Source organism: Pseudonocardia lutea (assembly GCF_042658055.1).
In the GTDB taxonomy this organism is placed as follows: domain Bacteria; phylum Actinomycetota; class Actinomycetes; order Mycobacteriales; family Pseudonocardiaceae; genus Pseudonocardia; species Pseudonocardia lutea.
Genome location: NZ_JBHSQK010000006.1, coordinates 36835 through 62796 on the forward strand (window position 1 = coordinate 36835; position 25962 = coordinate 62796).

Annotated in this window: 19 protein-coding genes; 8 read left to right on the top strand and 11 right to left on the bottom strand. The window is 74.5% G+C overall.

The features are described from left to right. Positions 1–77: 77 nt before the first annotated feature. The gene (locus ACFQH9_RS02665; protein ID WP_379563789.1) at positions 78–1847 is read left to right on the top strand and encodes an arabinofuranosyltransferase AftB family protein; all 1770 of its coding nucleotides are present in this window, start codon (positions 78–80) and stop codon (positions 1845–1847) included. A gap of 54 nt (positions 1848–1901) precedes the next feature. Here ACFQH9_RS02665 and ACFQH9_RS02670 read toward each other — a convergent pair whose 3' ends face one another. Further along, the gene (locus ACFQH9_RS02670; protein WP_379563791.1) at positions 1902–5093 is read right to left on the bottom strand and encodes an arabinosyltransferase domain-containing protein; all 3192 of its coding nucleotides are present in this window, start codon (positions 5091–5093) and stop codon (positions 1902–1904) included. Between the two features lie 205 nt (positions 5094–5298). Between ACFQH9_RS02670 and ACFQH9_RS02675 the strand changes: the two genes are divergently transcribed. Next, positions 5299–7344: an acyltransferase family protein gene (locus tag ACFQH9_RS02675; protein ID WP_379563793.1), complete on the top strand. Its 2046-nt coding sequence runs from the start codon at positions 5299–5301 to the stop codon at positions 7342–7344. A 3-nt stretch (positions 7345–7347) separates the two neighbouring features. Here the strand turns inward: ACFQH9_RS02675 and ACFQH9_RS02680 are convergent, their stop codons facing one another. After that, the gene (locus ACFQH9_RS02680) at positions 7348–10662 is read right to left on the bottom strand and encodes an arabinosyltransferase domain-containing protein (protein ID WP_379563795.1); all 3315 of its coding nucleotides are present in this window, start codon (positions 10660–10662) and stop codon (positions 7348–7350) included. Between the two features lie 94 nt (positions 10663–10756). Here ACFQH9_RS02680 and ACFQH9_RS02685 point away from each other — a divergent pair, with 94 nt between their 5' ends. From ACFQH9_RS02685 to ACFQH9_RS02700, 4 genes are read left to right on the top strand one after another with little or no spacing between them, the layout of a single operon-like run. Next, positions 10757–12181, top strand: a complete 1425-nt coding sequence (locus ACFQH9_RS02685) for a lipopolysaccharide biosynthesis protein (RefSeq protein ID WP_379563797.1) — start codon at positions 10757–10759, stop codon at positions 12179–12181. Further along, on the top strand, positions 12174–13301 hold the full coding sequence (locus ACFQH9_RS02690; protein ID WP_379563799.1) for a glycosyltransferase family 4 protein: 1128 nt from the start codon (positions 12174–12176) through the stop codon (positions 13299–13301). Before ACFQH9_RS02685 ends, ACFQH9_RS02690 begins: the two co-directional genes overlap by 8 nt. A 29-nt stretch (positions 13302–13330) precedes the next feature. Continuing rightward, on the top strand, positions 13331–14032 hold the full coding sequence (locus tag ACFQH9_RS02695) for a class I SAM-dependent methyltransferase (RefSeq protein WP_379563801.1): 702 nt from the start codon (positions 13331–13333) through the stop codon (positions 14030–14032). A gap of 39 nt (positions 14033–14071) precedes the next feature. Then, on the top strand, positions 14072–14725 hold the full coding sequence (locus tag ACFQH9_RS02700) for a nitroreductase family protein (protein WP_379563803.1): 654 nt from the start codon (positions 14072–14074) through the stop codon (positions 14723–14725). 45 nt (positions 14726–14770) lie between these two features. On the opposite strand, the gene ACFQH9_RS02705 is transcribed toward ACFQH9_RS02700, so the two are convergent. The 3 genes from ACFQH9_RS02705 to ACFQH9_RS02715 form a co-directional block, all read right to left on the bottom strand. Continuing rightward, positions 14771–15526, bottom strand: a complete 756-nt coding sequence (locus tag ACFQH9_RS02705; protein WP_379563805.1) for a decaprenylphospho-beta-D-erythro-pentofuranosid-2-ulose 2-reductase — start codon at positions 15524–15526, stop codon at positions 14771–14773. Positions 15527–15554: 28 nt separating this feature from the next. Then, positions 15555–16919 carry an FAD-binding oxidoreductase gene (locus ACFQH9_RS02710; RefSeq protein WP_379563807.1) on the bottom strand — a complete coding sequence of 455 codons (1365 nt, stop codon included), beginning with the start codon at positions 16917–16919 and terminating at the stop codon, positions 15555–15557. A gap of 98 nt (positions 16920–17017) precedes the next feature. Continuing rightward, on the bottom strand, positions 17018–18796 hold the full coding sequence (locus ACFQH9_RS02715; RefSeq protein ID WP_379563809.1) for a hypothetical protein: 1779 nt from the start codon (positions 18794–18796) through the stop codon (positions 17018–17020). Between the two features lie 85 nt (positions 18797–18881). On the opposite strand from ACFQH9_RS02715, the gene ACFQH9_RS02720 reads away from it, so the two are divergent. Beyond that, a complete protein-coding gene (locus ACFQH9_RS02720; RefSeq protein WP_379563811.1) occupies positions 18882–20615 on the top strand; it encodes a hypothetical protein in 1734 nt (577 codons plus the stop codon). Then, complete coding sequence (locus ACFQH9_RS02725) at positions 20612–21205, top strand: DUF1707 domain-containing protein (RefSeq protein ID WP_379563813.1); 594 nt, start codon at positions 20612–20614, stop codon at positions 21203–21205. Before ACFQH9_RS02720 ends, ACFQH9_RS02725 begins: the two co-directional genes overlap by 4 nt. Before the next feature lie 17 nt (positions 21206–21222). Here the strand turns inward: ACFQH9_RS02725 and ACFQH9_RS02730 are convergent, their stop codons facing one another. The 6 genes from ACFQH9_RS02730 to ACFQH9_RS02755 all read right to left on the bottom strand — a co-directional run bounded on the left by ACFQH9_RS02730 (position 21223) and on the right by ACFQH9_RS02755 (position 25948). Then, a complete protein-coding gene (locus ACFQH9_RS02730) occupies positions 21223–21651 on the bottom strand; it encodes a GtrA family protein (RefSeq protein ID WP_379563815.1) in 429 nt (142 codons plus the stop codon). A gap of 35 nt (positions 21652–21686) precedes the next feature. Beyond that, positions 21687–22610, bottom strand: coding sequence for a galactofuranosyltransferase GlfT1 (glfT1, locus tag ACFQH9_RS02735; RefSeq protein ID WP_379563817.1), 924 nt, complete (start codon positions 22608–22610; stop codon positions 21687–21689). After that, a complete protein-coding gene (wzt, locus tag ACFQH9_RS02740) occupies positions 22607–23431 on the bottom strand; it encodes a galactan export ABC transporter ATP-binding subunit Wzt/RfbE (protein WP_379563819.1) in 825 nt (274 codons plus the stop codon). Before wzt ends, glfT1 begins: the two co-directional genes overlap by 4 nt. 1 nt (position 23432) lies before the next feature. Beyond that, positions 23433–24305, bottom strand: a complete 873-nt coding sequence (gene wzm, locus ACFQH9_RS02745) for a galactan export ABC transporter permease subunit Wzm/RfbD (RefSeq protein ID WP_379563821.1) — start codon at positions 24303–24305, stop codon at positions 23433–23435. Between the two features lie 75 nt (positions 24306–24380). Continuing rightward, entirely contained in the window at positions 24381–24947 is a 567-nt protein-coding gene (locus tag ACFQH9_RS02750; protein WP_379563823.1) for a bacterial proteasome activator family protein, read from the bottom strand. A 17-nt stretch (positions 24948–24964) separates the two neighbouring features. Continuing rightward, positions 24965–25948, bottom strand: coding sequence for an NAD(P)H-quinone oxidoreductase (locus tag ACFQH9_RS02755; RefSeq protein ID WP_379563825.1), 984 nt, complete (start codon positions 25946–25948; stop codon positions 24965–24967). Positions 25949–25962: the final 14 nt, after the last annotated feature.

Genomic DNA, 25962 nt, shown 5'->3' on the forward strand with positions numbered 1-25962 from the left:
GTCACGATTCGCGCACCATCCGCCAGAATGTCGCAGCCTGCCCGGGGGAAGGCTCGTTCTGGAAGCACACGCGAGTGATGAGGAGCAGGTCGATCGACACCGTCGCGCCGGTCCACCACACCCCGGTCGGACTCCCGCCCGCCCGCCCCGACGTCCGGTTCCGGCCCGGCCTCTGGAACGGCGCCGTGCTCGTCCTTCTCCTCGGGGCGTTCGCCGCACTCGTCTGGAACCGCCGCTGGATGAGCGACGACGGCCTGATCGTGCTCCGGACCGTGCGCAACCTGCTGGCCGGGGACGGTCCGGTGTTCAACGCCGGGGAGCGGGTCGAGGCCAACACCTCCACCCTCTGGACCTACCTCCTCGCGATCCCGGGCCTCGTGCCCGGGATCACGCTCAACTGGGCCGCCGTCGTCCTCGGCCTGCTGCTCTCCGTGGCCGGGCTGGGGCTCGCGGTCGACGCCGCACGCCGCCTGCACCGGGCCCGCACGATCCTGCCGGCCGGCGCGCTGGTGGTGGTGGCGCTGCCGCCCTTCTGGGACTTCGGGACGTCCGGCCTGGAGACCGGGCTCGTCACCGCCTGGCTCGGGGCGAGCTGGTGGCTGCTGGTCCGGCGGCTGCAGGTGCGCCGGGGCGAGGCGGGAGGCCGGGCGTGGCCGCTCGCCGTCGTCGTGGGGCTGGCGCCGCTGGTGCGGCCGGACCTCGCCCTCGCCGGGCTGGTCGTCGCAGCCGCGTTCGTGGTGCTGGAGTGGCGTCATGGCGTGCGCCGGCTGCTCGCGCTCGTCGCGGTGGCCGCGGTGGTGCCGGTCGGCTACGAGATCTTCCGGATGGGCTACTACGGCCTGCTGGTGCCCTCGACGGCGCTGGCGAAGGAGGCGAGCGACGCCCGCTGGGACCAGGGTGGCTGGTACCTGCTCGACCTCGTGCAGACCTACCGGCTCTGGTACGCGGGTGCCGGAGTGCTGCTCGCCGCGCTCGCGCTGTGGAGCCGCCGGGGGCGTACCGGCCCGGCGGCCTCCGGCACGCGGGGCGCCACCCTCGTGGTGGCGCTCGCGCCGGTCGTCGCGGGCTTGCTGCTGGGGGTCTACGTCACGCGGGTCGGCGGCGACTTCATGCACGGCCGGATGCTGCTGCCCGCACTGTTCTCGCTGCTCCTGCCGGTGATGGTGGTGCCGGCGACGCGCTGGGCCCTGGTCCCCGTCCTGGGCACGTTGGTCTGGGCGGCGTTCTGCCTGACCTCGCTGCGCCCGGCCTACGGCGAGCACCTCGGCCCGCACTGGATCGCCAACGAGCGGCTCTACTACGTGCTGCTGCTCGGCCACCCGCACCCGGTGACGGCCGAGGACTACGCGACGCACCCGATGGTCGGCGAGGGCGTCGCGCAGCTGACGGCCGCGCCGGGGCCGTCGCTCGCGATCGTCGGCGGCGGACGGTGGTACGTCTACCCGGCCGCCACGGAGCGGAGCACGCTCGTGTGGCTCAACCTCGGCGTGGCCGGGGAGCTCGCGCCGCTCGACGTCCGGGTGCTCGACGGCGTCGGCCTGGTCAACCCGGTCGCCGGGCACGCCACCGGGGTCCCCGGCGGGCGGATCGGGCACGACAAGGACCTGCTGCCGGAGTGGTTCCTCGCCGACGCCGGGGTGCGGGGCGACACCGGGTTCGTCGGGCCGGGCTTCGTCGACGACGCCCGCCGCGCCCTCGACTGCCCGGCGACCCGCGAGATGCTGGCCTCCTACCGGGACCCGCTGACCGCCGACCGCTTCCGGCAGAACCTCACCGGGGCGGTCGAGCGGACGTCCTACCGCTACCCCCGGGAGGCGGCAGCCGCCGCCGCGGTCTGCGGATCCTGAGCGTCGTGGACCCCCTGACGCGCCCGCCCGGACGCGTCGAGGAGCCACGGTGCGTCAGGGCCGGTCGAGGGGCGGGTCCGCCGGGGCCTCGCCCATCTCGCCGACCTTCTGCCAGCCGCCCATCGTGCGGGTGCCCCGCTCGACCTCCGGCCCGCCCGGCGTCGGGGACCACGGCTCCAACATCCGCAGCTGGCCCCAGTCGAAGTCCCACTGCCCCTGCAGGTAGGTCGGCAGCACCCGCTGCCGGGCGACCTGGTCGATCCAGCCCTGCGGCCCGCCCGTCGACGGGAAACCCCAGTTGTCGCCGACCTCGCGCTGCTGGGTGTCCGCCAGGATCCGGTAGCCCGGCATCTCCGCGACGCCCCGGTGCACCCCGAAGGGGCGCAGGCACGGGCTGGGGAAGGCCGTCGGCCAGTCGGTGTAGCCGGCCATGCCCGCGACCACCGTGGTGAGCGGGGTCAGCTGCGGGACCCGCGGCTCGGCCACGGCGATCCAGCCGTCCTGGCCGAGGGCCCGGTCCGTCGCGACGACCCGGACCGCGTCGGCGGTCGCGGCCGCGCCGGAGAGGGTCAGCCGGAGGTCCCGCCAGCCCGACCCGGACGCGGCGGTGCCGAGCGGATCGGCGGTCGCGGTCACCGTCCCCGAGGCGCCGTCCGGCTCGATCCGGTCGACGACCTCGTCGCCGCGGGCGAACTCGAGGCTCAGGGACGTGCCCCCGCCGACCTGCCCGGCGATGCCGAGGACCAGCGGGACGGAGCCGTCCCGCGCGGCCTGTGGCAGCGTGTACCAGCCGCTGCGGTAGTCGCCGATCGCCTGCTGGTCGGCGCTCCAGCTCCCTGTGACGCGGCCGCCGTGCGGGCCGGTGCCGGTGACGCCGGGATCGTGGTTGCCCTTGCCGTCGGAGTCGCGGAAGGAACCCGGCCCGCTCGGCGGGAGGCCGTCCCGGACGAACCCGACGGTCTCCGGCGGTCCCCCCGGGCCGGCCGCCGGCGGGAGCACGCCCGCCTCGGGGTCGGTCTCGACGAGCACCCGCCCGGCGAGTCCGCACCGCGAGCCGGTGGGGTCCTCGACGATGTCCGCGGCCAGCGAGTACGTGCCCCATTGCTTCTGCACGCCCTTGGCCAGCGACGCGACCTGGAAGACCACCATCAGCGCGCAGATCACGGCGATCGGCGCGTTGTTCAGCCGCGGCCCCCGTCCGTCGGCCGGCAGCGGACGCGGGATCGCGGGCCCGCGCAGGTGCTCGACCAGCGCGTAGACCAGCACCAGGGCCGCGGCGAGCAGCAGCAGCGAGGTGGCGGAGATCCCGCGCACGGAGGGCGGCTTGTCGAACCAGGGCACGCCCCAGTTCGAGACGTACCACCAGGTGTTCGGGCCGGCGAAGGCCAGCGCGGTGACCCCGAGCAGCGCCGCGACCAGCAGCGCCTGGTTGCGCCGGGACCGCAGCACGCTCGTCCCGGTGGCCAGCGCGGCGATCGCGGCCATGCCCGCACCGAGCGCGGCGAAGGCGCCGAAGTGGTGGGTCCACTTGGTCGGGGTGAGCCCCAGCACGACGAACGCGAGCAGGCTGCTGCCGATCAGCCGCCGGGACACCCCCAGCGCCGCGCCCGGGATGCGGCCGCGCCGCAGCAGCACCGCGATGCTCACCCCGAGGCAGAGCAGGAGCAGCAGCACCGGGAAGCGGCGCATCAGCGAGCCGTCGCGGCTGTCCGAGAAGAGCAGCTGGTAGCGGGAGAGCTCGTCGTACCAGGGCTGGTTCGGGCCGATCTCGGTGCGGACCCGGGTGGCCTCGGCCACCGCGGCCCAGGTCTGGTCGTCGAACACGGCGACGAGCACGATCACGCCGGCGGCCAGCAGCGGCAGCAGCACCACCAGCCACCCGGCCTTGCGGGCCCGCCTGCCGAGCAGGCGCAGCAGCGGGCGGGCCGCGGCGAGCAGCGGCGCGAAGGCGATCAGCCCGGTCGGCGTGGCGGCCACGGCGAAGGCACCGGACACCAGCGCGCCGGCGATCGGCAGCAGCCGCTGGGTGACCAGCGCGCGCTCGAGCAGCACCAGCGAGAGCAGCGCCGCGATCACCACGACCGGCTCGGGGCGCAGACCGTTGTCGAAGGGGATCCAGAAGCAGAGGAAGACACCGGCGGCGGCCCAGCCCGCGGACCGGCTGCGGCGCACGCGGGTGCCGAGCCGGGGCAGCAGCGCGCGGCTGATGAGGAACCAGGACGCGACGCCCATCACGAAGGCCGGGATCCGCAGCCAGAGGACCGCGTCGCTGACCTCGATCCACTTCGAGTACAGCTCGTAGAACCAGCCGAACGGCGCCTCCGGGACGTCGTACCAGCGGTAGTAGTTCCCGACGTAGCCCGAGGTCCAGGTGCCGCGGGCGATGTTGAGGATGTAGCCGTCGTCGGGGGTCATGCTGCCGAAGACGGTCGCCCCGCCCAGCAGCACGACGACCGCGGAGTCGCGGGTCCAGTCGTGCCCGCGCAGCCGGCCCGACAACCGGCCGGTCGGCACGAGCCGGCGGCCGTCGCGGTCGTCGAGCCGGCGCAGCACGAGCAGACAGCCGAGCAGCGCGACGACGGCGAGCGTCCCCGCCAACACCTTCGGCGCGGTCGGGGCGCTGTCGAAGCGGTTGTCGGTGGCCAACCGGATCGCGGTGCCGGCGACCGGGTCGAGGGTCTGGTCGAGGTCCGACCAGATCCCGACGACCTGCGGCCGGCGGTCGTCGTCGAACGCGGCGAGCCGCCGGCCACCGAACGTGATGGTGGTGCTCGCCCAGTCGGACCGGACGACGAGGGTGCAGTCCCCGGCGGTGAGGTCCGCCTCGGCGATCCGCTGCCCGCGGTCGTCGACCGCGAGACGGCCGGTGTCGACGCTCACCCGCATGCCCACGGCGGCGCCGTCCGGCGCGCCGGGCGCGGTGGTGGTGAAGACGGTGCCGGCCTGCGGGCTCCGCGCGTCGAGGCTGCGGACGGCCGCGCAGGGGACGGTGGCGTCGAAGCTCTCCGGGCGCAGGGCGACGAGGGGAGCGGTCACGGGCGCGGTGCCCCGGTCGGCCGTCGGCCAGCTGAGCTGGGCGGTGTTCTGCGCGACGGGCAGGAACGGGATCGAGAGCGAGAGCACGGCCGACAGCAGGCCGAGTCCGGCCGCGAGCCATCGCAGACCGGGACGGTGGTGTGGGGGAGCGGAGTCACGCCGGAGTGGGGAGCTGCGGCGTGCCTCGTCCACCGTGTCGGTGGTCAGCACGACGCCCGAGGCTAGCTGGCGCTCCCCCTGGGCCGGCCACCCGACCCGAGGGGTGGTCCGGCACACTCCCGGAGGGCTGTCATCCGGTCCGGGCATAGTGAATGACATTCATGTAGTTCGACCACTCCGCGTAACGCATTGGGCCGTTCGGGCGCACTGTGGGGGACGCCCGTGACGGCTACTCGGAGGCATCGTTGTGGTCGACGTGACCACGACCGCCGAGCACGCCCCCGTGTCGGACGCCCCGCCGACCACGGGTCCGGTCCCGGGTTCGCCCGCTGCCGGAGGAGGCGAGCTGCGGGCCCTGACCGGCCTGCGCGCCGTCGCCGCCGCATGGGTGGTGCTGTTCCACTTCCACTTCACCGCCCTGCCCGGCGTCGCCGTGGTCAGCGGGTTGCTCGGGCCGCTGGTCACGCAGGGCGCCCTCGGTGTGGACCTGTTCTTCGTGCTCAGCGGCTTCGTGATCGCCTACACGTACCTCGAGCAGCTCGGCCCCCGGCTCACCGCCGCGCAGACCGGCCGCTTCGTCTGGGCCCGGGCCTGCCGGATCTGGCCGGCCTACGCGCTGGTGCTGCACATGTTCGGGATCTGGCTGGTCGCGCGAGCGGCCTACGGTGCCGAGCCGGACATCGCGTTCCAGGCGGTGCAGCCGGTGCTGAGCCCCGGCGAGTGGGTGCAGCAGATGGTCATGGTGCAGCTGTGGGACAACCCCTACCTCGACGGCGCGTCGTGGGTCGGGTCCACCTGGTCGATCAGCGCCGAATGGCTCGCCTATCTGCTGTTCCCGCTGGTCGCCGTGGTGTTCCACCGGATGCGGAACCTCCCCGCCGGGGTGCTGGCGGCGGGCGCGGTCGCGCTGATGACGCCGATCGCCACGGCCTACCTGAGCACCGGGAGCCCCTACTACCCGTGGAGCTGGCTCGTCCGCATCCTCTGCGGGTTCGGTGCGGGGATCCTCACGTACCTGGCCGTGCGCCGGCTGCGTCACCGGCCCGACGCCCGCCGGGCGGCCTCCGTGGTCGCCTCGGTCACTCCCGTGCTCGTCGCGGTGGGCCTGCTCGCCGGTGAGCTGGTCGGCCCGGGCCGCGGCGGAGCCGTCCTGGTGCTGTTCCCGGTGCTGGTCGGTGCGCTCGCGCTGGCCGACGGCGGCGTGGCGCGCTGGCTGTCGCGGCCGGCCATGGTCCACGGCGGCCGGATCTCCTACGCGCTCTACCTGATCCACATCCCGATGTTCGAGGTGTACTGGCTGGCGCTGCGCCGCTACGGCGGCTACGGGGGCAGCACGCTCCTCGCGGCAGACGGGCTCCTCGCGCACGTGCTCGGGCTCCTCGTGCTCGTCGCGACCGTCCCCGCCGCGCACCTGCTGTACCGGCACGTCGAGGAGCCGGCCCGCGCGGCGATGAAGGGGCTGCCGGCCCTCGGGTCGCAGCGGCTGACCGGGTACCGCGCCGTCCTGCCCGGGTACCGCGGCGTCCTGCCCGGGGTCCTCGCCCGCCTCGTCCCGTCCGCGCCCGCCCTGGCCCTGCCGCTGCCCGTGGCACCCGCCCCGCGGCGCCCGTTCGACTCCGGGTCCGTTCCCGGGTCCGTTCCCGATTCCGACGCCGTGGAGGTGGCCGTCGTGCCGTCCGTCCCGAGCGGCCCGTCGCCGGCCGCCGCCGTCCCTCCCGCGGCGGGGCCGCGGACCGCGCCGCTCCCGGTCGTCCCGCAGGCCGACCGTCCCGCCCTGGGGATCCCGATCGACACGGACGCGGCCCGCCGCGACCCCGTGACGGCGGTGCTGCCGGCCGTCTCGGTCGAGCCCGAGGTCGCGATCGGGCTCAGCGGCGCCGGTTCCTGGCCCGACCGCACGCGACGCCGCCCCCGCCCGGCGCCGCGCCCCGCGGCGATCGACACCGCGGGGGCGCGCCGCGACCCCGCGACGCAGGCCCTGCCGACGGTCGTCCCGCTGCCCCTGGTGGAGCCGCCGACCCAGGCCTTCCCCGCGGTTCCGGCGCTGCCGGCCGTGCCGGCCCTGCCGACCGGGCCGACGGTCGCGGCGGTGCCGGAGCAGCCGAGCCCGGTGCAGCGGCTCCTCTCGGCCCGCAACGCCGACCTGCGCTCCCCGCACCCCGAGCTGGCCCGCGAGCTCGCCGAGCAGCTCGTCGGGGCCCGGCTGGCCCGCGGCAAGCACCGCGTGAAGAACGCCCGCCCGCACGCCGCCCCGCACATCGCGGGCCAGCGCGGACCCGAGCACCAGGGCCGCACACGCTAGCCGTCAGGAGTCGTCGCGGTCGGCCCGCTCCGCCTCGGGCGTGGACGGGCGGGGCGGGGCGTCCGAGCCGACGTCCCACCCGCCGGTGGCGCGGTCGGCCCGGGTGAGGTCGTAGGCGTCCGCGGGATAGGGCGGGTCGAACAGGTAGACCTCGAGGTTGCGCTCGTCCTCGGGCACGCCGTCGAGGGTGGTGGCCAGCTGCAGACCGGTCGACAGGCGGCGGACCTGCCCGAACAGGCCGCCGCGGAAGGGCTGCCAGGTGCCGTCGTCGAACCCGGACAGCGACGGGTCCCCCCAGACCACCGCCGAGCGCGGCGGCTCGGTGATGCCGTCGGCCACCCGCGGCAGCGGCAGGCACGGGAACTGGAAGGCCACCTGCCACGACAGCGCCACCGGGCCGGGCGGGAGCACCTCGCGCAGCGGCACCTGCTGCGCCACGGCCGGGGCGGTGAAGGCCAGCCAGCCGCCGGTCCCGCCGCTGCGGTCCACCGCGGTCAGCCGGACGAGATCGGCCCGGCCCCCGGCGTCGGGCAGCGCGAAGGTGCGCCAGATCGTGTCGGAGGCGGTGTCGGTCAGCGGCACTCTCTCCACGGCCTGCACCGTGCCGTCGGCCGCGCGCCGGCCGAACTCGGCGACCAGCGAGTTGCCCTGGCCGAGGGTGCCGGCGGCGAGGACGGCCACCTGCGCGGATCCGTCGGCGGGCAGCGTCGGGAGATCCCACCAGGGCGTCGTGACCTGGCCGGTCGTCCACTCCGGAGCTCCGCCCCGGGCGACGAAGCTGCCCCATGAGGCGGCGAACATCCCCCGCCCCTGCGGCAGCGGGGGCCCGTCGCCGCGGGGGAAGCCCCCGTCGGCGAAGCCCTGCGGCTCCGCGGGTGCCGGCAGCCCGGTCGCCGGGGTGAGGGTGCGGGCGCCCGCCGGGTCGAGGACGCGGACGGCCCGGGCGGCGTTGCAGTCCGTCGCACCGGGGTCGCGGAAGTTGTCGCCCCAGAAGGACCACGAGCCGCTGGTCCGGTCCACGGCGAGGCCGAAGGTGCCGACGAGGTAGACGACGTTGGCCAGCAGGCCGAGCACCACCATCGCCGGCACCGCCCGCAGCAGGTGCAGGCGCAGGTCGCGGGTGCCGCGCAGGCGTGCGCCCAGGGCCAGGAGGCCGACGAGCACGGCCAGCCCGAGGAGCCACCACAGCGGGTCGCCGAACTCGACGACGGAGACCGCCGGCGGCTTCTCCGGCCGCCGGATCCCGACCAGCCAGGTGTACGGCCACGCGTTCGGCCCGTGGCCCGCCAGCGCCAGCGCCAGCGCGAAGGACCCGGCGACCGCCACCAGCAGCGGCACGGGAAGCCGTGCCTCCAGCCGCCGGGCGAGCGGGATCCCGAGAAGGATCAGCAGCGCCAGGAAGGCCGAGCAGGTGCCGGCGAGCGCGCCGAAGTGGTGGGTCCACTTCGACGGCGTGGGCCAGAGCAGCAGGAAGGCCAGCGCGGCGGTGCAGCCGGAGAACATCAGCGGCCACGGCACCGTGATCCGGCGGGCGCGGGCGGTCGCGACCAGCACCGCGAACCAGAGCAGCGCGACGAGCGTCACCAGGACGGCGGCCCGCTTGGCGTACGAGCCCATCGGGTTGTTCGTGAGCAGGAAGTTGTAGCGCTGGATCTCGTCGGCCCAGTTGTTCTGGTCCTGGATCCCGAGGAAGATCTCCTGCCCGCGGAGGAAGTCGCGGAAGGCGCCGTCGGTGAACGCGAGCAGCGAGGCCACGGTCGCCCCGGACAGCACTGCGACGGCGCGGGCGAGCGTGCCGACCACGCCGCGCGTGCGGACCAGCTGCCACAGCGCCGGCAGCCCGGCGACGAGCGGCGCCAGGGCGGTGAAGCCGGTCGGGTGCACCGCGAACCCGGCGGCGGCCGCGACGAACGCCAGCCAGGCGACCGACAGCCGGGACCGGCGGACGGCCACGGCGACGCCGAGCAGCGCCAGCGCACCGCCGACGGTCACGGCGCTCTCCGGCCGGACGCCCATGTCCAGCGGCAGCCACCACGCCAGGAACGCGACGCCCAGCACCGCCCGGGACAGCGACCGGATCCACCGGCGGTCCGGGGCGGCGTCGCGCAGGGCGGTCGCGACGAACCGGCGCACCGCCGCCCAGGCGATCAGCCCGAACACGAGCGCGGGCACCCGCTGGGCGGGCGCGGAGTCGCCCGCGACGGTCTGCCACCAGGCGAGCAGGTGGTAGAACCACGTGAACGGGACGAAGCTCTGGTCGTAGAGCTGGTAGAAGTTCCCGACGAAGCCCGACGCCCGGAAGTTGCGGGCCATGGCCGCGTAGTAGCCGTCGTCGTCCGTGCTGGGCGCGAGGAAGAGCCACAGCGTCATCACCGCGGGGACGACGAGGTCGACGGGCGCGGGCGGGCGCACCCGCCACCGGTTCGCCTCCCGCACCGTCCGCCGGTCGACGAACACCAGGCAGAGCAGCGCGGCGAGCGCGAAGGCCCCGGCCAGCCAGGTCAGGGCCGTCTTGCCGGGCGTGGGGCTGCTCGCCATCTCGTCGTCGACCCGCATCGTCACGGCGAGGTCGCCGCGGCCCGGCAGGGCGGTGACGGAGGTCGTCAGCAGGTCGACGTCCGGCACCGTGGCGCCGAAGGCCGACGCCAGGCGATCCCCGTCGAGGTCGAGGAGCGTGCCGTCGCCGTCGGCGTGGAGCGTGTAGAGGCAGCTCCCGCTCGGGATCGGGGCGTCGAGCAGCACCCGGCCCACCGCGGCCACCCGGATGCCGGGCGACCCGGGCGTCCCGGTGGCCGTGATCACCAGGCCGGAGGCCGCGGCCGCTGCGGAGTCCGGCCGCATCGTCGCGACGACGGTCCGGTCCGTCGTGCCGACGGCGGCGCGGACGGCCTCGCAGCTCACCCGGACGTCGAGGGTCAGCGGTCGGTAGGCGGTGAGCAGGAGCGTGGTCGGCTCGGGCGCGGTGGCGCGCTGCGGCCAGGAGACGGTGGGGGCGCTCACCGTGACCGGGGCGAAGGGCAGCGCGGCCGCGCACAGCAGCGCGAGCAACCCGAACAGGCCGGCGAGCAGGTCGAGCGACAGCCGGGCGCCGCGGCGGGTCGGCCACTCCGGGCGCTCGCGGGCCGTGCGCGCGGCCGGGTCCAGGCGGCCCAGGTCGCGCTCCGGCCGCGGTGCGGGCGGCGCGGGCGGCGCGCCGGCGACCGTCCCCGCCTCCGGGGTCGCCGGGGCGGGAGTCTCCTCGGCCGAGCCGCCGGCGGTGCCCGAGGCGGCGGTCCCGGTCCCGGTGTCCGCTCCGCTGGTCTCCGGCGGCGATCCCACGTCGTCTGTCCTCGGTTCCCTCGCTCGTCCTGGCCGGGGACGAGAGTGTCATGCCACCCGTTCCGACACCCGCCGGACCCGCCGCCGGACCGACGTGGGACATTGCGGTCCGGTAACCGAGCGCGGTTTCCGGGGCGTTGGTCCCGGGCCCGCCGGGTGCCGGCCCGGTAGAGTCGGGTCGATCCCACACGTCCCACCGGTTCCCGTCCGCACGTCGCCCGCAGGAAGGGGTAGAGCCCTGACTCCGACGACGCGCTCCCGAACGCGGTCGCTCGGCCTGGTCGGGCTCGGCATCATCGGCTCGGGGCTCCTCGTCAACGGCTACCTGGCGATCATCGCGCGGAGCCTGCCCGCCGCCGAGTACGCCTACTTCGGCGCCTTCTGGTCGATCGCCCTGGTCGTCGGGTTCGGGGTGTTCCTGCCGATCGAGCAGGAGACCGCCCGGCTGATGCAGGTGCCGGCCCGGCCCGGCCGGGTGCTGCACGCCTCGCTGTTCACCGCCCTGGTGCTCGCCGCGGCCGAGGTCGTGGTGGTGCTCGCGCTCTCGCCGGTGCTGGTCCGGGCCTTCGGCGGCGAGGTCTGGACGATCGCCGCGCTCGCCGTGCTGTGCCTCGCCTCCGCGGGCCAGTTCGTCATGCGCGGGGCGCTCATCGGCATGGACCGGATGGACCGGCACGCGCTGGTCATGCTGTGGGACACGGTGCTGCGGGTCGCCCTGGCCGGTGCGGTCGCACTGCTGATCGCCGACCCGGACAGCTCGATCTTCGCCTGGACCCTGGTCCTCGCGATCCTCCTGGCGCACGGGCCGCAGCTGCTCGCCCTGGCCCGGCGGCGCACGCGGATGGGCAGCGTCCCCGAGCTCGGCGACGCCACGATGACCCCGCGCGGTGTGCGGCGGGCCGTGCTCCCGCTGCTGCTCGGCTCGCTCTGCGCGCAGCTGCTGCTCAACGGGCCGCCGATCCTGGTCCCGCTGCTCGCCCGCAACCTGGAGCAGGCGGACCTGGCCGGGCGGTTCGTGGCCGGCTACACCCTCGCCCGGATCCCGCTGTTCCTCATGGTCCCGCTGCAGACGGCGCTCCTGCCGCTGCTGACCCGGCTGCTGCACGGCGGCGACCGGGCGGTCCTGCGGAAGGTCACCCTCCGGCTCAGCCTGGGCCTGCTCGCGCTGGCCGTCGCCGCCTTCGGCCTCGGCTACGGGATCGGGCCGTGGCTGGTGGGGCTCGTGTTCGGCCAGGGCTACCGGCTCGGCGCCTTCGACATGGCCCTGCTCTCCGTCGGGGTCGCCGCGTACCTGGGGATGGTGCTGGTCACCCAGGTCCTGGTGGCGTCCGTCCGGCACTCGCACGTCGCCTGGGCCTGGCTGTCCGGGGTCGTGGTCGCCGTCGTCACCGTGCTCGTCGTGCCCGACCTGCTGCTCAGCGCCGAACTCGCGTTCGTGCTGGGCTCGACGGTCGGCTGGGCGGTCGGCACGGTCCTCATGCTGTCCCGGACCCGGAACAGGGAGCTGACCCGTGTCTGACCGCGAGGACGACCTGGTCGTCGCGCTGACCTACTACGCGCCGTACGTCTCCGGGCTGACCAACATGGCCCGCGACATCGCCGAGGGGCTCGCCGCCCGCGGACGGCGGGTGACCGTGGTGACCAGCCGCTACGAGCGCGACCTCCCCCGCGAGGAGGAGATCAACGGTGTGCGCGTGCTGCGCGCCCCGGTGCTGCTCCGGCTCGGCCGCGGCGTGGTGAGCCCGGAGTTCGTGCGGCTCGCCGTGACCACCGCGAACCGCGCCCGCGTGGTCAACCTGCACCTGCCGATGCTCGAGGCCGGCGCGATCGCCCAGTTCACCTCGGCGCCGATCGTGGCGACCTACCACTGCGACGTCACGCTGCCGCCGGGGCTCGTCAACACGGTGCAGCGCACGGTCGTGGACGCGTCGAACCGCCACGCCATGCGTCGGGCCGGTGCGGTCGCGGTGACCAGCGAGGACTACGGCCGGCACAGCCGGATGTGGCCCTGGATCGCGCCGACCGTCGAGTCGATCCCGCCGCCCTGCCACGCCCCACCCCGGGGCGAGCCGACCTACCGGGAGACGGACGGGCCGCACATCGGGTTCCTCGGGCGGATCGTGCGGGAGAAGGGCCTGGAGTACCTGGTCCGCGCGTTCCGGACGCTCGAGGACCCGGACGCCCGGCTGCTCATCGGTGGCGACTTCACGCACGTCGCGGGCGGGTCGGTCGTCGAGCAGGTGCGGTCCGCGATCGGCGACGACGACCGCGTCCGGCTGCTCGGGTTCGTGCCCGAGGAGCGGATCGGGGACTTCTACGCCTCGCTCGACCTGTTCAGCCTGCCGTCCGTCAACGCGTTCGAGGCGTTCGGGATCGTGCAGGCCGTGGCGATGCTCGCCGGCGTGCCGGTGCTGTCCAGCGACATCCCGGGCGTCCGGCAGCCGGTGGCACAGACCGGCTTCGGCACGCTGGCGCCGAGGGCCGACACCGCGGCGCTGGCCGCCGCGATGCGCCGGCTGATCGCCGAACCGCCCGACCGGGCGGCCGGGGCCGAGGCCGCACGGCGGGCCTTCTCGGTCGACGGCGTGCTGGACGCCTACGAGGTGCTGTTCGACAAACATGCGCGAAGGGGACGCTGAGTACTTCCGATGAGTCCCGAGTACGTCCGATGAGCACGGCATTCGGTCCCGACCACTACGACGAGGCCTACTACGCCGAGAACGGGCAGAGCGGGGACCGTCCCGCGCTGGGGTGGTACGTCCGGATGGTTCTGCGGTACGTCGGCCGCGGGCCCTACCTGGACTTCGGGTGCGGCACCGGGCACCTCGTCCGCCGGCTGGCCGAGCACGGGCCGGCGTCCGGCCTCGAGGTCTCCGCCTGGTCGGCGGAGGCCGCGCGCCGCACCGCCCCCGGCTGCCCGATCCTCACCTCGGCGGACGACCTGCCGACCGGCGGGTTCCACGGCCTCACCGCGATCCACGTGCTCGAGCACCTCGACGACGACACGGCGGAGGCCGCCGTCGGGACCTGGCGGCGGGTGCTCGTCCCCGGCGGCCGGGCACTGGTGGCGATGCCCGACCCGGCGGGCCGGGCGCACGCGCTCGCGGGTGACGAGTGGAACGGCTTCGCCGATCCCACCCACGTCAACCTGAAGTCGCACGAGGAGTGGCGGAAGTTCCTCGTGCACGCCGGGTTCAGGGTCGTCCGGGAGGGCTCGGACGGCCTGTGGAACGTCCCGTACGGGCGGGTGCCGCGGTTCCTCGACCTGCGCGCCGTCCCGTCGTTCGTGCAGTTCTGCCTGGGCCGCCTGTTCCTCGGCCCCGGCGAGGGCGAGAGCTCGATCTTCGTCGTGGAGAACTCGGGCGGGTAGCGGTGCCGCTCGGTCGGTCCGCGAGGCATGATCGGGGGCATGGCAGAGCTGCTCCCGCTGGATCCCGACCAGTTGCTGACGACCACCCGCTCCGTCCGCAAGCGCCTCGACCTCGAGCGGCCGGTGCCGCTCGAGGTGGTGCGCGAGAGTCTCGAGGTGGCGCTGCAGGCGCCGAGCGGCAGCAACAAGCAGGGCTGGCACTGGATCGTGCTCACCGACGCGGCCAAGCGGAAGGCCGTCGCGGATCTCTACGCCCGCTCCTTCGACGCCTACCGCAACTCCGCGGGCTACGCCGCCAACCACGCGTCGGGCGACGCGAACCGGGACGCCACGCAGAAGCGCGTCGCCTCGAGCGCGGAGTACCTCGCCGAGGTGATGGCCGAGGTCCCGGTGCTGGTGATCGGGGCGATCGAGACCGGGACCGAGGAGCTGCCCGCGGGCAACCAGGCCGGGCTGTGGGGCTCGCTGCTCCCGGCCGCCTGGAGCCTGCAGCTCGCGCTGCGTGCCCGCGGACTGGGCAGCGCCTGGACGTCGCTGCACCTGCGCTACGAGAAGGAGGTCGCCGAGCTGCTCGGCGTCCCGCCCACGGTGAAGCAGGGCGTCCTGCTGCCGGTCGCCTACACCAAGGGCACCGACTTCAAGCCCGCCCCGCGCCAGCCCCTCGACGAGGTCCTGCACGTCGACGGCTGGTGAGCCGCGTCGGCGGCGACGGCCTCCCGGGCCGTCGCCGACCGGCCGTCAGAGGGGGAGGCGGCGGAAGAGCGGGCGCGGGACGTGCCGCAGCGCCGACATCACGAAGCGCAGCGGGGCGGGCGCCCACACCAGCTCCTGCTTGGTCCGCACCGCGTGGACGATGACCTCCGCGACCGCCTCGGGGGTGGTCGACAGCGGGGCCGGCTTGAGGCCCTCGGTCATCTTGGTGTGCACGAACCCGGGCCGGACCACGGTGACCGTGACCCCGGAGGGTCGCAGCGCCTCGGTGAGGCCGGTGTAGAAGGCGTCGAGCCCCGCCTTGGTGGAGCCGTAGACGAAGTTCGACCGACGCGCCCGCTCGCCGGCGACCGAGGACAGCGCCACCAGCGCGCCGTGGCCCTGCTGCGTGAGCCGGTCGCCCAGCGCCACCCCGACGGAGACGGCCGCGGTGTAGTTGACCTGCGCCAGCTCGACGGCCTTCGCGGCGTCCGTCCAGGCCTCCTCGTTGTCCCCGAGCAGGCCGAACGCCACGATCGCCACGTCGACGTCGCCCTCGGCGAACGCCTTGTCGATCACGGCGGGGTGGGTGTCGAGGGCCTTGGCATCGAAGTCCAGGGTCTCGACGGCGCAGCCCTTGGCCTCGAGCCGGGCCTTGGCGTCCGCGAGGCGCGGCGAGGGCCGCGCGGCGAGCACGACCCGCATCGGCCGGTCCGAGGCGAAGGCCTCGACCGTGGCGAGACCGATCTCGGAGGTCCCGCCCAGCAGCAGGATGCTCTGCGGGTTCCCGACGGCGTCGATCACGACCCGCTCCGCTCGTTCCGGGTGTCGATCACAGCAGCTCCAGTCGTCGTGCGAGGTCGGAGGCGAACACGCCCTCGGGGTCCACGGCGGCGCGCACCTTGCGCCACTCCTCGAGCCGCGGGTAGCCGCGCCGGATCGCCTCCGGCGTGGTCCGCGACTCCTTGGCCAGGTAGTGCCGGCCGCCCGCGTCGAGCACGATCGTGTCGAGCTCGTCGCACAGCTCGTTCAGGCCGGGCCCGATCGGGATGTCGACGCAGAGCGTCCACCCGGGCTTGGGGAAGGACAGCGGTGCGCGGTTACCCTCGCCGAACCGCTTGAGCACGTTCAGCGCCGAGACCTGGCCGGCCTCGGTCATCCGCTCCAGCACCGTGCGGATCACGTCGCCGCGCTCCAGCGGCACCACGAACTGGTACTGCAGGAAGCCGCGCGGGCCGTAGCCGCGGTTCCACTCACCGGCGATGTCCAGTGGGTGCAGGAACTGGGTGATGTTCTGGATGGCGCCGAGCCTGGTGGGCGACTTGCGGTACCAGAGCTCGCTGAACAGCTTGCCGGTGACGCGGTTGAGCATCCCGGGCGGGAAGACGTCGGGCACGGTCAGCAGCTGCGGCGCGTCGAACTTCAGCGGGTCCTTCCGCTGCTTCGGCGTGAGGTCCGCGAGCGTGGCGTGGTTCGCCCGGGTCAGCAGGCCACGCCCGAAGTGCGCGCCGGTGGTGACCGCGTCGAACCAGGAGACGGACTCGGCGTACTTCTCGTCGTCCTGGGTCTGGCGCTCCATGAGCTCGGCCAGGTTGTCGATCTGCTCGGTGTCGACCTTGAAGTACGCGGTCTCGACGTGGTGCAGCTTCAGCCGCGCCCGCACGATCACCCCGGTCAGGCCCATGCCGCCGACGGTCGCCCAGAACAGCTCCGCCTCGGACCCCTCGGGCGTGAGCTCGCGGATCGAGCCGTCGGCCAGCACGACCGTCATCGCCTCGACGTGGTAGCCGAAGGAGCCGACGACGTGGTGCGCCTTGCCGTGGATGTCCGCGCCGATCGCGCCGCCGACGGTGACCTGCCGCGTACCGGGCAGGACAGGCACCCACAGGCCGAAGGGCAGCGCGCGGCGCATCAGGGTGTCGAGCGAGACGCCGGCGTCGAGGTCGACGACGCCCGAGTCGACGTCGATCGAGTGGATCCGGGCGAGCCCGGTCATGTCGAGCACGGTGCCGCCGGCGTTCTGCGCCGGGTCGCCGTAGGAGCGGCCGAGGCCGCGGGCGATGATCCCGCGGGCGCCGGCGGCCTTCACCGCGGCGGCGACCTCCTCCGGCGTGCGGGGCGTGATCACCGTGGCCACGGTGGGCGCCGTGCGCCCCCACCCGTGCAGGGTCCGGGTCTCGCTGGCTGGGCTGGTCATCGGGAGCCAGGCTACCGACGCGCCGCCGGGACGCCCGGACCGACCCGGGGCCCGACGACGGCGAGGAGACCCGCACCACCCGGCCGCGGGCGGGGTGGTCAGGGAGCCAGCTCGAAGAGGACGACGCCGCCGAGCGGCCGTCCGCTCCCCCCGCTGACGGCACGCGTCCAGTCGAGGACCCGCGCAGCGGCGGGTTCCCCGTCCTGCGGGACCAGGACGATCGCGGTCACCCCGAGCTGCTGCAGTTCCCGGCGGGCGCCGGTCGGCGAGCCGGGGTCGGCGCCGGTCCGGAGCGCGTCGATCCCCGCCTGGTAGGCGTTGACGGGTCCGGCGAGCAGGAGAGGCCGGCCCGGGCCCGACCCGATGAAGTAGCCACCCGTGGCGCGGTAGGCCATCCCGGACTCCGCCTGCCACAGCAGGGCGACCGCGCCGCCTTCCCACGCTCCCGTCGCGCGCGGGGTGACCTCGACCACCGCCCCCGGGCCGAGAACCTCGGCCGCCTCGCGGGTGAAGAAGGCGGGGACGGGCGTGTGCACCGTGCGGACCGCGTCCGGTGCCGGCACCCAGCTCACCACCGTGAGGACCGTCAACCCGACAGCGGCCCACCACCCGACGGTGCGGGGCCGGCCGACGAGGTCCTCCACCCACACCGCCACGGTCAGCGCGAGGCACGCGGCGATGAAGATCTGCAGCCGGACCGGCTCGATCTCCCCGAGGAGCGGCACGTCGAGGAGCAGCCGCCACGGCATGACCGGCAGGAGCACCTCGTTCAGGACGACGAGATGGATGCCGAAGGAGAGGACGATCAGGATCGCGCCGACGAGGGCCGCCGGCCGGACGACCTCTCGACGGACTCCGACGGCGAGGGCCACGACGACCAGCAGGAGCAGCGCGGGCCCGATGTAGCCACCCTGTTCGCCCGGATGCAGGGCCAGGCGCTCGCCGAAACCGCCGGGGTCGACGCGGACGGCCGTGAGTGGGCTCGGGAACAGGAGGTTCGCCGCGTCGGCCATGGTTTCGTCCGGCGGCCGGATCCGCTCGAGCGGTCGACTCGGGCCGGCGAGCAGGAGGTAGAAGGGATAGGCGCAGAGCACGAAGTAGACGACGAGGCAGGACACGGTCGACCGGAGGAGGGTCGGCAGCCGGCGACGGACCAGCGCGGGGTTCCGGAGGGCGAGCACCAGCGCGACCACGACGAGCGACACCGCGCCGACCGCGAGGGTCTGGGTGTACAGGCCCGTCTGCAGGGCCAGTCCGAGGCCGAACAGCGCGCCTGTCCGGTACGGGCTCGGGTCGTGCCGCAGGAGGGCGCTGTCGACGAACCAGATCAGGAGCGGCGGGAAGACGGCCCACACCAGGTTGAGGTGACCGACGGATGCGTGGGCGACCACGAAGGGGGAGAAGGCGTAGAGGCCGCCCGCCACCGCGCGCGCAACGAGGCTCGGCACGAGGCGCCGCGTCGCCGCCACGAACGCGACGCCCGAGGCGACCGGGCCGAGGATCATCGCGACGTTGAAGGCGACCACGGGGCCCGCGGTCGCGGTGACGGGAGCCATCAGCGCGGCGAGCACCGGCACCGGCACGTTCCACATGCCGTTCACGCCGTACGGGTAGTGCTGGTAGGTCGTGTAGAGCGGGTTCGCGCCGGTGGAGACGGCGTGGAGGAACCACTCCAGCCACCAGATGAACTGGTGGCTGTCCGACGAGGCCCAGCCGACCGTCGAGGCCGACAGGTCGCCGAGCACGCGGTGGTGCAGTGCCAGGGAACACACCGAGTAGAGCAGCGCGACGCCGACCAGTCCCCAGCGAGCGCGTGACGCGACCTTCCACCGCTGCCGCGGCGCGACGCGGCGGGCTTCCGCCGACGCGAGGTGCATTACGGCAGCCTGGCATGGATCGAGGGCACGCCGGCCCCGACCCGCCGTGGGCGTTGATCTCCCGGTCTGTGCCACCCTGCCGCCCGTGTCCGCGCCGTCCCTTCCCGCGCCCGTCCCAGCGGCGCCGGCGGCGCGGGGCGGACACGGCCACCTCGGCCTCGCCGCCCTGCTGTACCTGGCGATCTCGCTGCTTCTGCAGCACCGGGTCCTCGACGACTTCGCCGGCAGCGCGATCGGGCGTGTCTCCACGGACGCGACGGGCTTCACCTGGTGGCTCGCCCACACCGCCCACGCGCTGACCTCCGGAGCGGACCCCCTGGTCACCGACCTGCAGCACTACCCGGTGGGGGTCAACGCGCTGTGGAACACCGCGGTCCCGCTGCTCGGCGTGCTCCTCGCGCCGGTCACCCTCACCGCGGGACCGACGGCCGCCTTCAACGTCGGCATGGTCCTCGGGCCGGCGGTCTCGGGGATGGCGGCCGTCGCCGCGCTCGGCGGCATCGTGCGGTCGCCGGCCGCCCGCGTCGTGGCCGGGGCGCTCTACGCCTTCTCCCCGTTCGTGCTCGCCCACCTGCAGGCCGGGCACCTCAACCTGGTGTGGGCGGTGCTGCCGCCGGTCCTGCTCGCGGTGGCCCACCGGCTGTTCGTGCGGGACCTCCGCCGACCCTGGCTGCTCGGCGCGCTGACCGGGCTCGCGCTGGCGCTGCAGGCCTGGCTCTACACCCAGACCCTCGCGATCGGCGTCCTGATGCTGGTCGTGCTGGCGGCGGTGCTCGCCGCGCGGTACCCGCGCCGCGCCGTCGACCGGCTCCCCGCGCTGCTGCGCGCCGGGACGTCGTGCCTCGCCGTCTACGCGGTCCTCGCCGGGTACGCGATGTACCTGGTGCTCGCCGGGCCCGCGCGCCCGCGCGGCCCGCTGCGCTCGCCGGAGTACGGCAGCGCCGACCTGGCCAACACGCTCCTCCCCACCTGGCTCACCGCGATCCGGCCGGTGCCGGCCCCGGCGGAGATGCAGGGGAACCTGGGGGAGCAGGGCGGCTACCTGGGCGTCGCGGTCCTGGTGCTGGTCCTCCTCGCGGTGTCGGCGTGCGGGACCGCGGCGCGGGTCGCCGCCGTGGTCGGCGCCGTCGCCTGGCTGCTGGCGCTCGGGCCGCAGCTGTTCGTCGGGGCCGAGCCGACCGGCGTCCCCCTGCCGTGGCGGGTGGTGCTGGGTGTGCCGCTGCTCGCCGAGGTCGAGCCCGTCCGGCTGCAGGTCGTGGTCACGCTGGCGGTCGCGGTCCTGGCCGGCCTCGCGCTCGACCGGTTCCCGCGGCCGGTCGCGCTCGTCGCGATCCTCGCCGCGGTCTCCTGGCTGCCGGCCGACGCCCAGCGCAGCACCTCCGCGGGCGCGCCGGCCCCTCCGCAGCTCACGGGCCAGGTGGTGGAGACCTGGCCCCGGGTCACCGCCGACTGGTACGGCGGCGCGGACCCGCTGCGCACGCAGATCGCGTCCGGCTTCGGGTACCGGCTCACCGGCGGCTACTTCCTCGGCTCGGACGCCGACCATCCCGTGCTGATCGAGTCCCCGTGGAACCGCTACCAGGCCGGTGCGGCGTGGTCCGAGCTCGTGGCGGGCCCCTGGCGCGGGCTGCCCCCGCCCGACGCCGACGCGGCGGCCCGCGATCTGCGCGGCAGCGGGGTGACCGTGGTCCTGGTCGTGCCGCAGCCCGGCCGCGACCCGGCCCCGGTCCTGGACTGGACCCGCCGCGTCACCGGCTCCGCGGGCGTCGCCCTGGAGGGGGCGTGGCTGTTCCCGCTGGCCGCTACCCTGCAGAGGTGAGCGTGCCGCCCCGCCCGGAGATCAGGATCTCCGACGCCGACCGGGAACGTGCCGCGGCCCGTCTCCACACGGCGTTGGGCGAGGGCCGGATCACCGTGGCCGAGCTCGAGGAGCGCCTCGCCGTGGTCTACGCGGCGCGCTACGCCTCCGATCTGGTCCCGCCGCTCGCGGACCTCCCCGGCGAACCGCTGGACGTCATGCGGCCCACCGCGCTGTCGACGCCGGTCGGCCCGCCGATGGTGCTGCGGACCGGGATGGGGGCGCTGCGCCGCAGCGGCCGCTGGGTCGTCCCGGCGCGGCTGCGCGTGCACAGCACGATGGGCTCGGTGCTGCTCGACTTCACCGACGCCGAGCTGACCCACCCGGTGATCGAGATCGAGCTGGAGCTGGGGGCGGGATCGGCGCGCCTGCTGGTGCCGGACGAGGCCAGCGCGGACGTCGACGGCCTGGTCGCGGCCATGGGCACGGTCCGCAGCAAGGTCCCGGCGACGGCCCGCCCGGGCGCCCCGCACTTCCGGGTCTACGGCCGCGCGGGCATGGGTTCGGTGACCGTCCGCCGGCGCTACCGCCTGGGCGGCTACAGCTTCTGACCTGCGGCGGAGCAGGCTCAGCGGGCCCGGAAGACCACGGTCCGCAGCATCACGAAGTTGATCGCGGTGGCGGTGCCCTGCGAGATCACCCAGGCGATCGAGGCCTTGAACGCGACCTCGGGCAGCAGGTACAGCGCGAGGGCGTTCACCCCGACCGCGATGCCGAAGGTCGTGGCGTAGAGCAGCACGAACCCGGCCAGCCGACCGCGCCCGCCCGCGGCGTCGCCGAACGTGAACCGCTTGTTCAGCAGGTACGCCGTGGTGGTGCCGCAGACGAAGCTCACCGCGCGGGCGAGCCAGGTGGGCGCGTCGAGCGCCAGCAGCAGGTGGTAGATCCCGAAGTCGACGGCCGCGGACAGCACGCCGACCACGACGAACCGGACGAGCTGGCCGACGAGCCCGTGGCCGGCGGGTGCGGGGGTGGCCTCGGGCTCGATCGCGGTCACGAGTCGAGGGTAGCGACGCGAGCCACGGCCCGTGCTCAGGGGGCGCGGTGGAAGCGCTCGCCACGCCCCTGGTTGAGCAGCCGCAGCCAGTCCCGGAACCCGCGCGGGTCCTTCTTGGTGACGAGGAAGTACCAGGCGAACCGGGGCAGCTCCAGCAGCCCGATCCGGCGCATCCCCGGTTGGCTCATGAGGTAGCCGCGGTTGCGGTAGGTGTAGTACCGCTTGGTGGGGTCCTCCGGGTCCTGCGCGTGCAGGCGCCCGCCGAGCATCGGCTTGAACTCCTCGCCGCCCTGCGGGTGCAGGTAGGTGGCCTGCAGCGCGGTGCCGAACGGCAGGCCGGAGCGCAGCATCCGTCGGTGTGTCTCCACCTCGTCCCCGCGGACGAACAGGCGCAGGTCCGGCACCCCGACGACGTCGAACGTCGACGCCCGGAACAGGGCCCCGTTGAAGAACGAGGCGATGCCGGGCAACAGCTCCCGGTCGCCCCCGGGGTCGGCGGCGAGCAGCGCGGGCCGGGTGCGGTGCCAGGTCAGGCCGCGGCGCAGCGGGAAGGCGAGCCGGTCCGGGTCCGCCTTGTCCGCCACCACCGGCGAGACGGCGGCGAGGCCGCGCCGCTCGGCCAGGTCGAGGAGGGTGGCGAGGGCCGTGTCGTCGCCGGCGTGCCCGTCGTCGTCGCCCAGCCAGACCCAGTCCGCGCCCTTGGCGAGCGCGTGCAGGATGCCGAGCGCGAAGCCGCCGGCGCCCCCGAGGTTGTGCCAGGAGGGCAGCCACGTGGCCGGCAGCCCGCAGGCCTCGACGACCTCGCGCGCGGACCGGTCCGGCCCGTTGTCGACGACGACGAGGTGCGCGACCGGGTGGGTCTGCTTGGCCATCGCGGCCAGGGAGTCGACCAGCAGCTCGCTGCGGTGCCGGGTGACGACGACGGCGACGACGGACCCCGGCGGGAGCGGTCCGCTCACGAGACGACGTCCTCGTGGGGGGTGTCGCGGAGGTGGGCGTCGTGCAGGTGACCGTGTACCGGGTGCTCGGCCAGGACGTCCCGCCCCTTGTAGTGGTGCAGCACCTCGCGCAGCGGGCCGAACTCGCGGATCGTGCCGTGCTCCATCCAGATCGCCGTGTCGCAGAGGTCGGCGAGGAACTCGTCCGAGTGCGAGGCGAACACGAGGATGCCGGAGCGCTCGACCAGCTCGTTCAGCCGGTCGCGGGCCTTGGCGAGGAACTCGGCGTCGACGGCGCCGATGCCCTCGTCGAGCAGCAGGATCTCCGGATCGATGCTGGTCACGACGCCGAGCGCGAGCCGCACGCGCATGCCGGTCGAGTAGGTGCGCAGCGGCATCGACAGGTAGTCGCCGAGCTCGGTGAACTCGGCGATGTCGTCGACCCGGGCCTCCATCTCCTTGCGGGTCATCCCGAGGAAGAGCCCGCGGATGATGATGTTCTCCAGGCCGGAGATCTCCGGGTCCATCCCGACGGCGAGGTCGAAGATCGGCGCCACCTTGCCGCGCACGGCGGCCCGGCCCCGCGTGGGCTCGTAGATGCCCGACATCAGCCGCAGCAGCGTGGACTTGCCGGCGCCGTTGTGCCCGACGAGCGCGACCCGGTCGCCCTTGCGCAGCGCGATCGTGATGTCGCGGAGCGCCTCGATGATCGGCACCTTGGCCTCGGTGCCGATCCGGCCGCCGGCGCGGCCGAGGACGGACTTCTTCAGCGACCGCGTCTTGGCGTCGAAGATGGGGAAGTCGACGCAGGCGGCGTCGAGATCGATGCTCGGCTCGTTCATCTCACACCCAGTACGCCACGCGGGCCCGGTAGTTGCGCATGCAGACCAGGCCGACGGCCCAGCCCGCCACCGTGATCGCCAGGACCACGTACCAGTACCGCCACACGGTCTCCTGGCCCAGCAGCGGCCGGCGCAGGATCTCCAGGAAGTGGAAGACCGGGTTGAGCTCGACGAGCCGGGCGCGCTCCTGCACCGCCGGGTTGTTGCTGAGGAAGTCGACCGACCAGACGATCGGGGTGAGGTAGAAGACCAGCTGGACGACGCTGCCGATGATCGGCGGGATGTCCCGGAACCGGGTGGCCAGGATGCCCGACAGGATGGCGATCCACCCGCCGTTGACCGCCAGCAGTGCGAACGCGGGGATCGCGAGCAGCAGCGACCAGCCCAGCGGGTGCGGGAAGACGATCATCAGGATCGCCCAGATCACCAGGTTGTGCACGAAGAAGAGCGTCTGCCGCCACACCAGCCGGTACACGTGCAGGGACAGCGGCGCCGGGAGGAACTTGATCAGCCCCTCGTTGGCGATGAAGACCTCGCTGCCCTCGAGGATGCAGCCGGACACGAAGTTCCAGATCAGCAGCCCGACGGCCACGTGCGGCAGGAATTCCGCGAGCGGCACCTGGAACAGCAACGAGTAGAGCAGGCCCAGCCCGAGCGCGATGACGCCCATGCTGATGCTGATCCACAGCGGGCCGAGGACGGAACGCCGGTAGCGCTGCTTGATGTCCTGCCAGCCCAGGTGCCCCCACAGGGCCCGCTGCTGCCAGCCCTGGCGCAGGTCGGCGAAGGCGCGCGCCCAACTCCGCGAGCCGGGCGCGTCGGCGATCACCGGACGCGCCCGCCCGGCGGTGCTGTCGTCCACGGTCACGGCCACCCGACGAGCGTACCGACGGGTGCGTGACCGGCCGCGAGCGGTGGCCCACCGCCCGCGACCAGCACGGACACGGGTCTAGAGGTACTGGCCGGTGCCGCGCCCGCCGGACTCCGGGATCTGCCCCGGCACCTGCCCGCCGATCCCCGGCGGGAGCCCGCGGCGCATCTGCTCCAGCTGCGCCCGGGCGGCCATCTGCTGCGCGAACAACGCGGTCTGGATGCCGTGGAACAGGCCCTCCAGCCAGCCCACCAGCTGGGCCTGGGCGATGCGCAGCTCACCCTCGCTCGGGGTGGCGTCGTCCGTGAAGGGCAGCGACAGCCGGTGCAGCTCCTCGCGCAGCTCCGGGGCGAGGCCCTCCTCGAGCTCCTTGATGGAGTTCTCGTGGATCTCGCGGAGGCGGGCCCGCGAGGCCTCGTCGAGCGGCGCGGCGCGGACCTCCTCGAGCAGCTGCTTGATCATCGTGCCGATCCGCATCACCTTGGCCGGCTGCTCGACCATGCTGCCGACGCCGCCCTGCTCGCCGTCCTCGCCGTCGGCCTGGCGGATCTCCGACTGCGGCACGCGGGCCATGCCGACCGGGCGCCCGTCGGGGCCGATCACCATGACCTGCTGCTGACCGTCGTTGTCCTCTGGTGCCGTCATGACCCCATCATGCCCGCCTACTCGGCGACCAGCAGCAGCTTGCCCACCACACCGCCGGCCTCCAGCGTGCGGTGCGCCTCCGCCGCCTGCGACAGGGGGAACCGGGCGTGCACGACCGGCTTCACCCGGCCGTCGCCGATGAGCGGCCAGATCTGCTCGCGCACGCCGCGGACGACCGCGCCCTTGCCGTGCGGGCCCTCGACCGGCCGGCCGCGCAGGCCCATCGCGGACACGCTGCCCCGCTTGGCCAGCAGCGCCCCGATGTTCAGCTCGGCCTTCACCCCGCCCTGCATGCCGATGATCATCAGCCGGCCGTCGGACGCCAGCGCCGCCAGGTTGGCCTTGAGCCCCTTGGCGCCCATGTTGTCGAGGATGACGTCCGCGCCGTGGCCGTCCGTCGCCTTCTTGAGCTCCTCGGGCACGTCGCCGCCGTAGTCGAGCACGATGTCGGCACCGAGCTCGCGGCAGACGTCGAACCGCGCGGGGTTGGCCGTGGCGGCGACCCGGGCCCCGAGCGCCTTCGCGACCTGGATGGCGTGCGTGCCGATGCCGCTGCTGCCGCCCTGCACGAGGAAGGTCTCGCCCTCCGCCAGCGCGGCGTGCGACACGACGTTGGACCACACCGTGCAGGCCACCTCGGGCAGGCTGCCGGCCGTCTCCAGGTCCACCCGCTCGGGCTGCGGCAGGAGCTGGGCGGCCGGCACCACGACCTTCTGGGCGTACCCGCCGCCGGCCAGCAGGGCGCAGACCTCCTCGCCCACCGACCAGCCCGTCACGTCCTCGCCGAGGGCCGCCACCCGGCCGGAGCATTCCAGCCCGAGGATGTCCGACGCCCCGGGCGGCGGTGGGTAGTTCCCCTGACGCTGCAGCAGGTCGGCCCGGTTGACCGCCGTGGCGACGACGTCCAGCAGCACCTCGCCGGGACCCGGCTCCGGGTCCTCGACCTCGGTCCACCGCATGTTCTCCGGGCCGCCCGGCTCGGCCACCGTGATCGCGTACATGGGGACGGACGCTA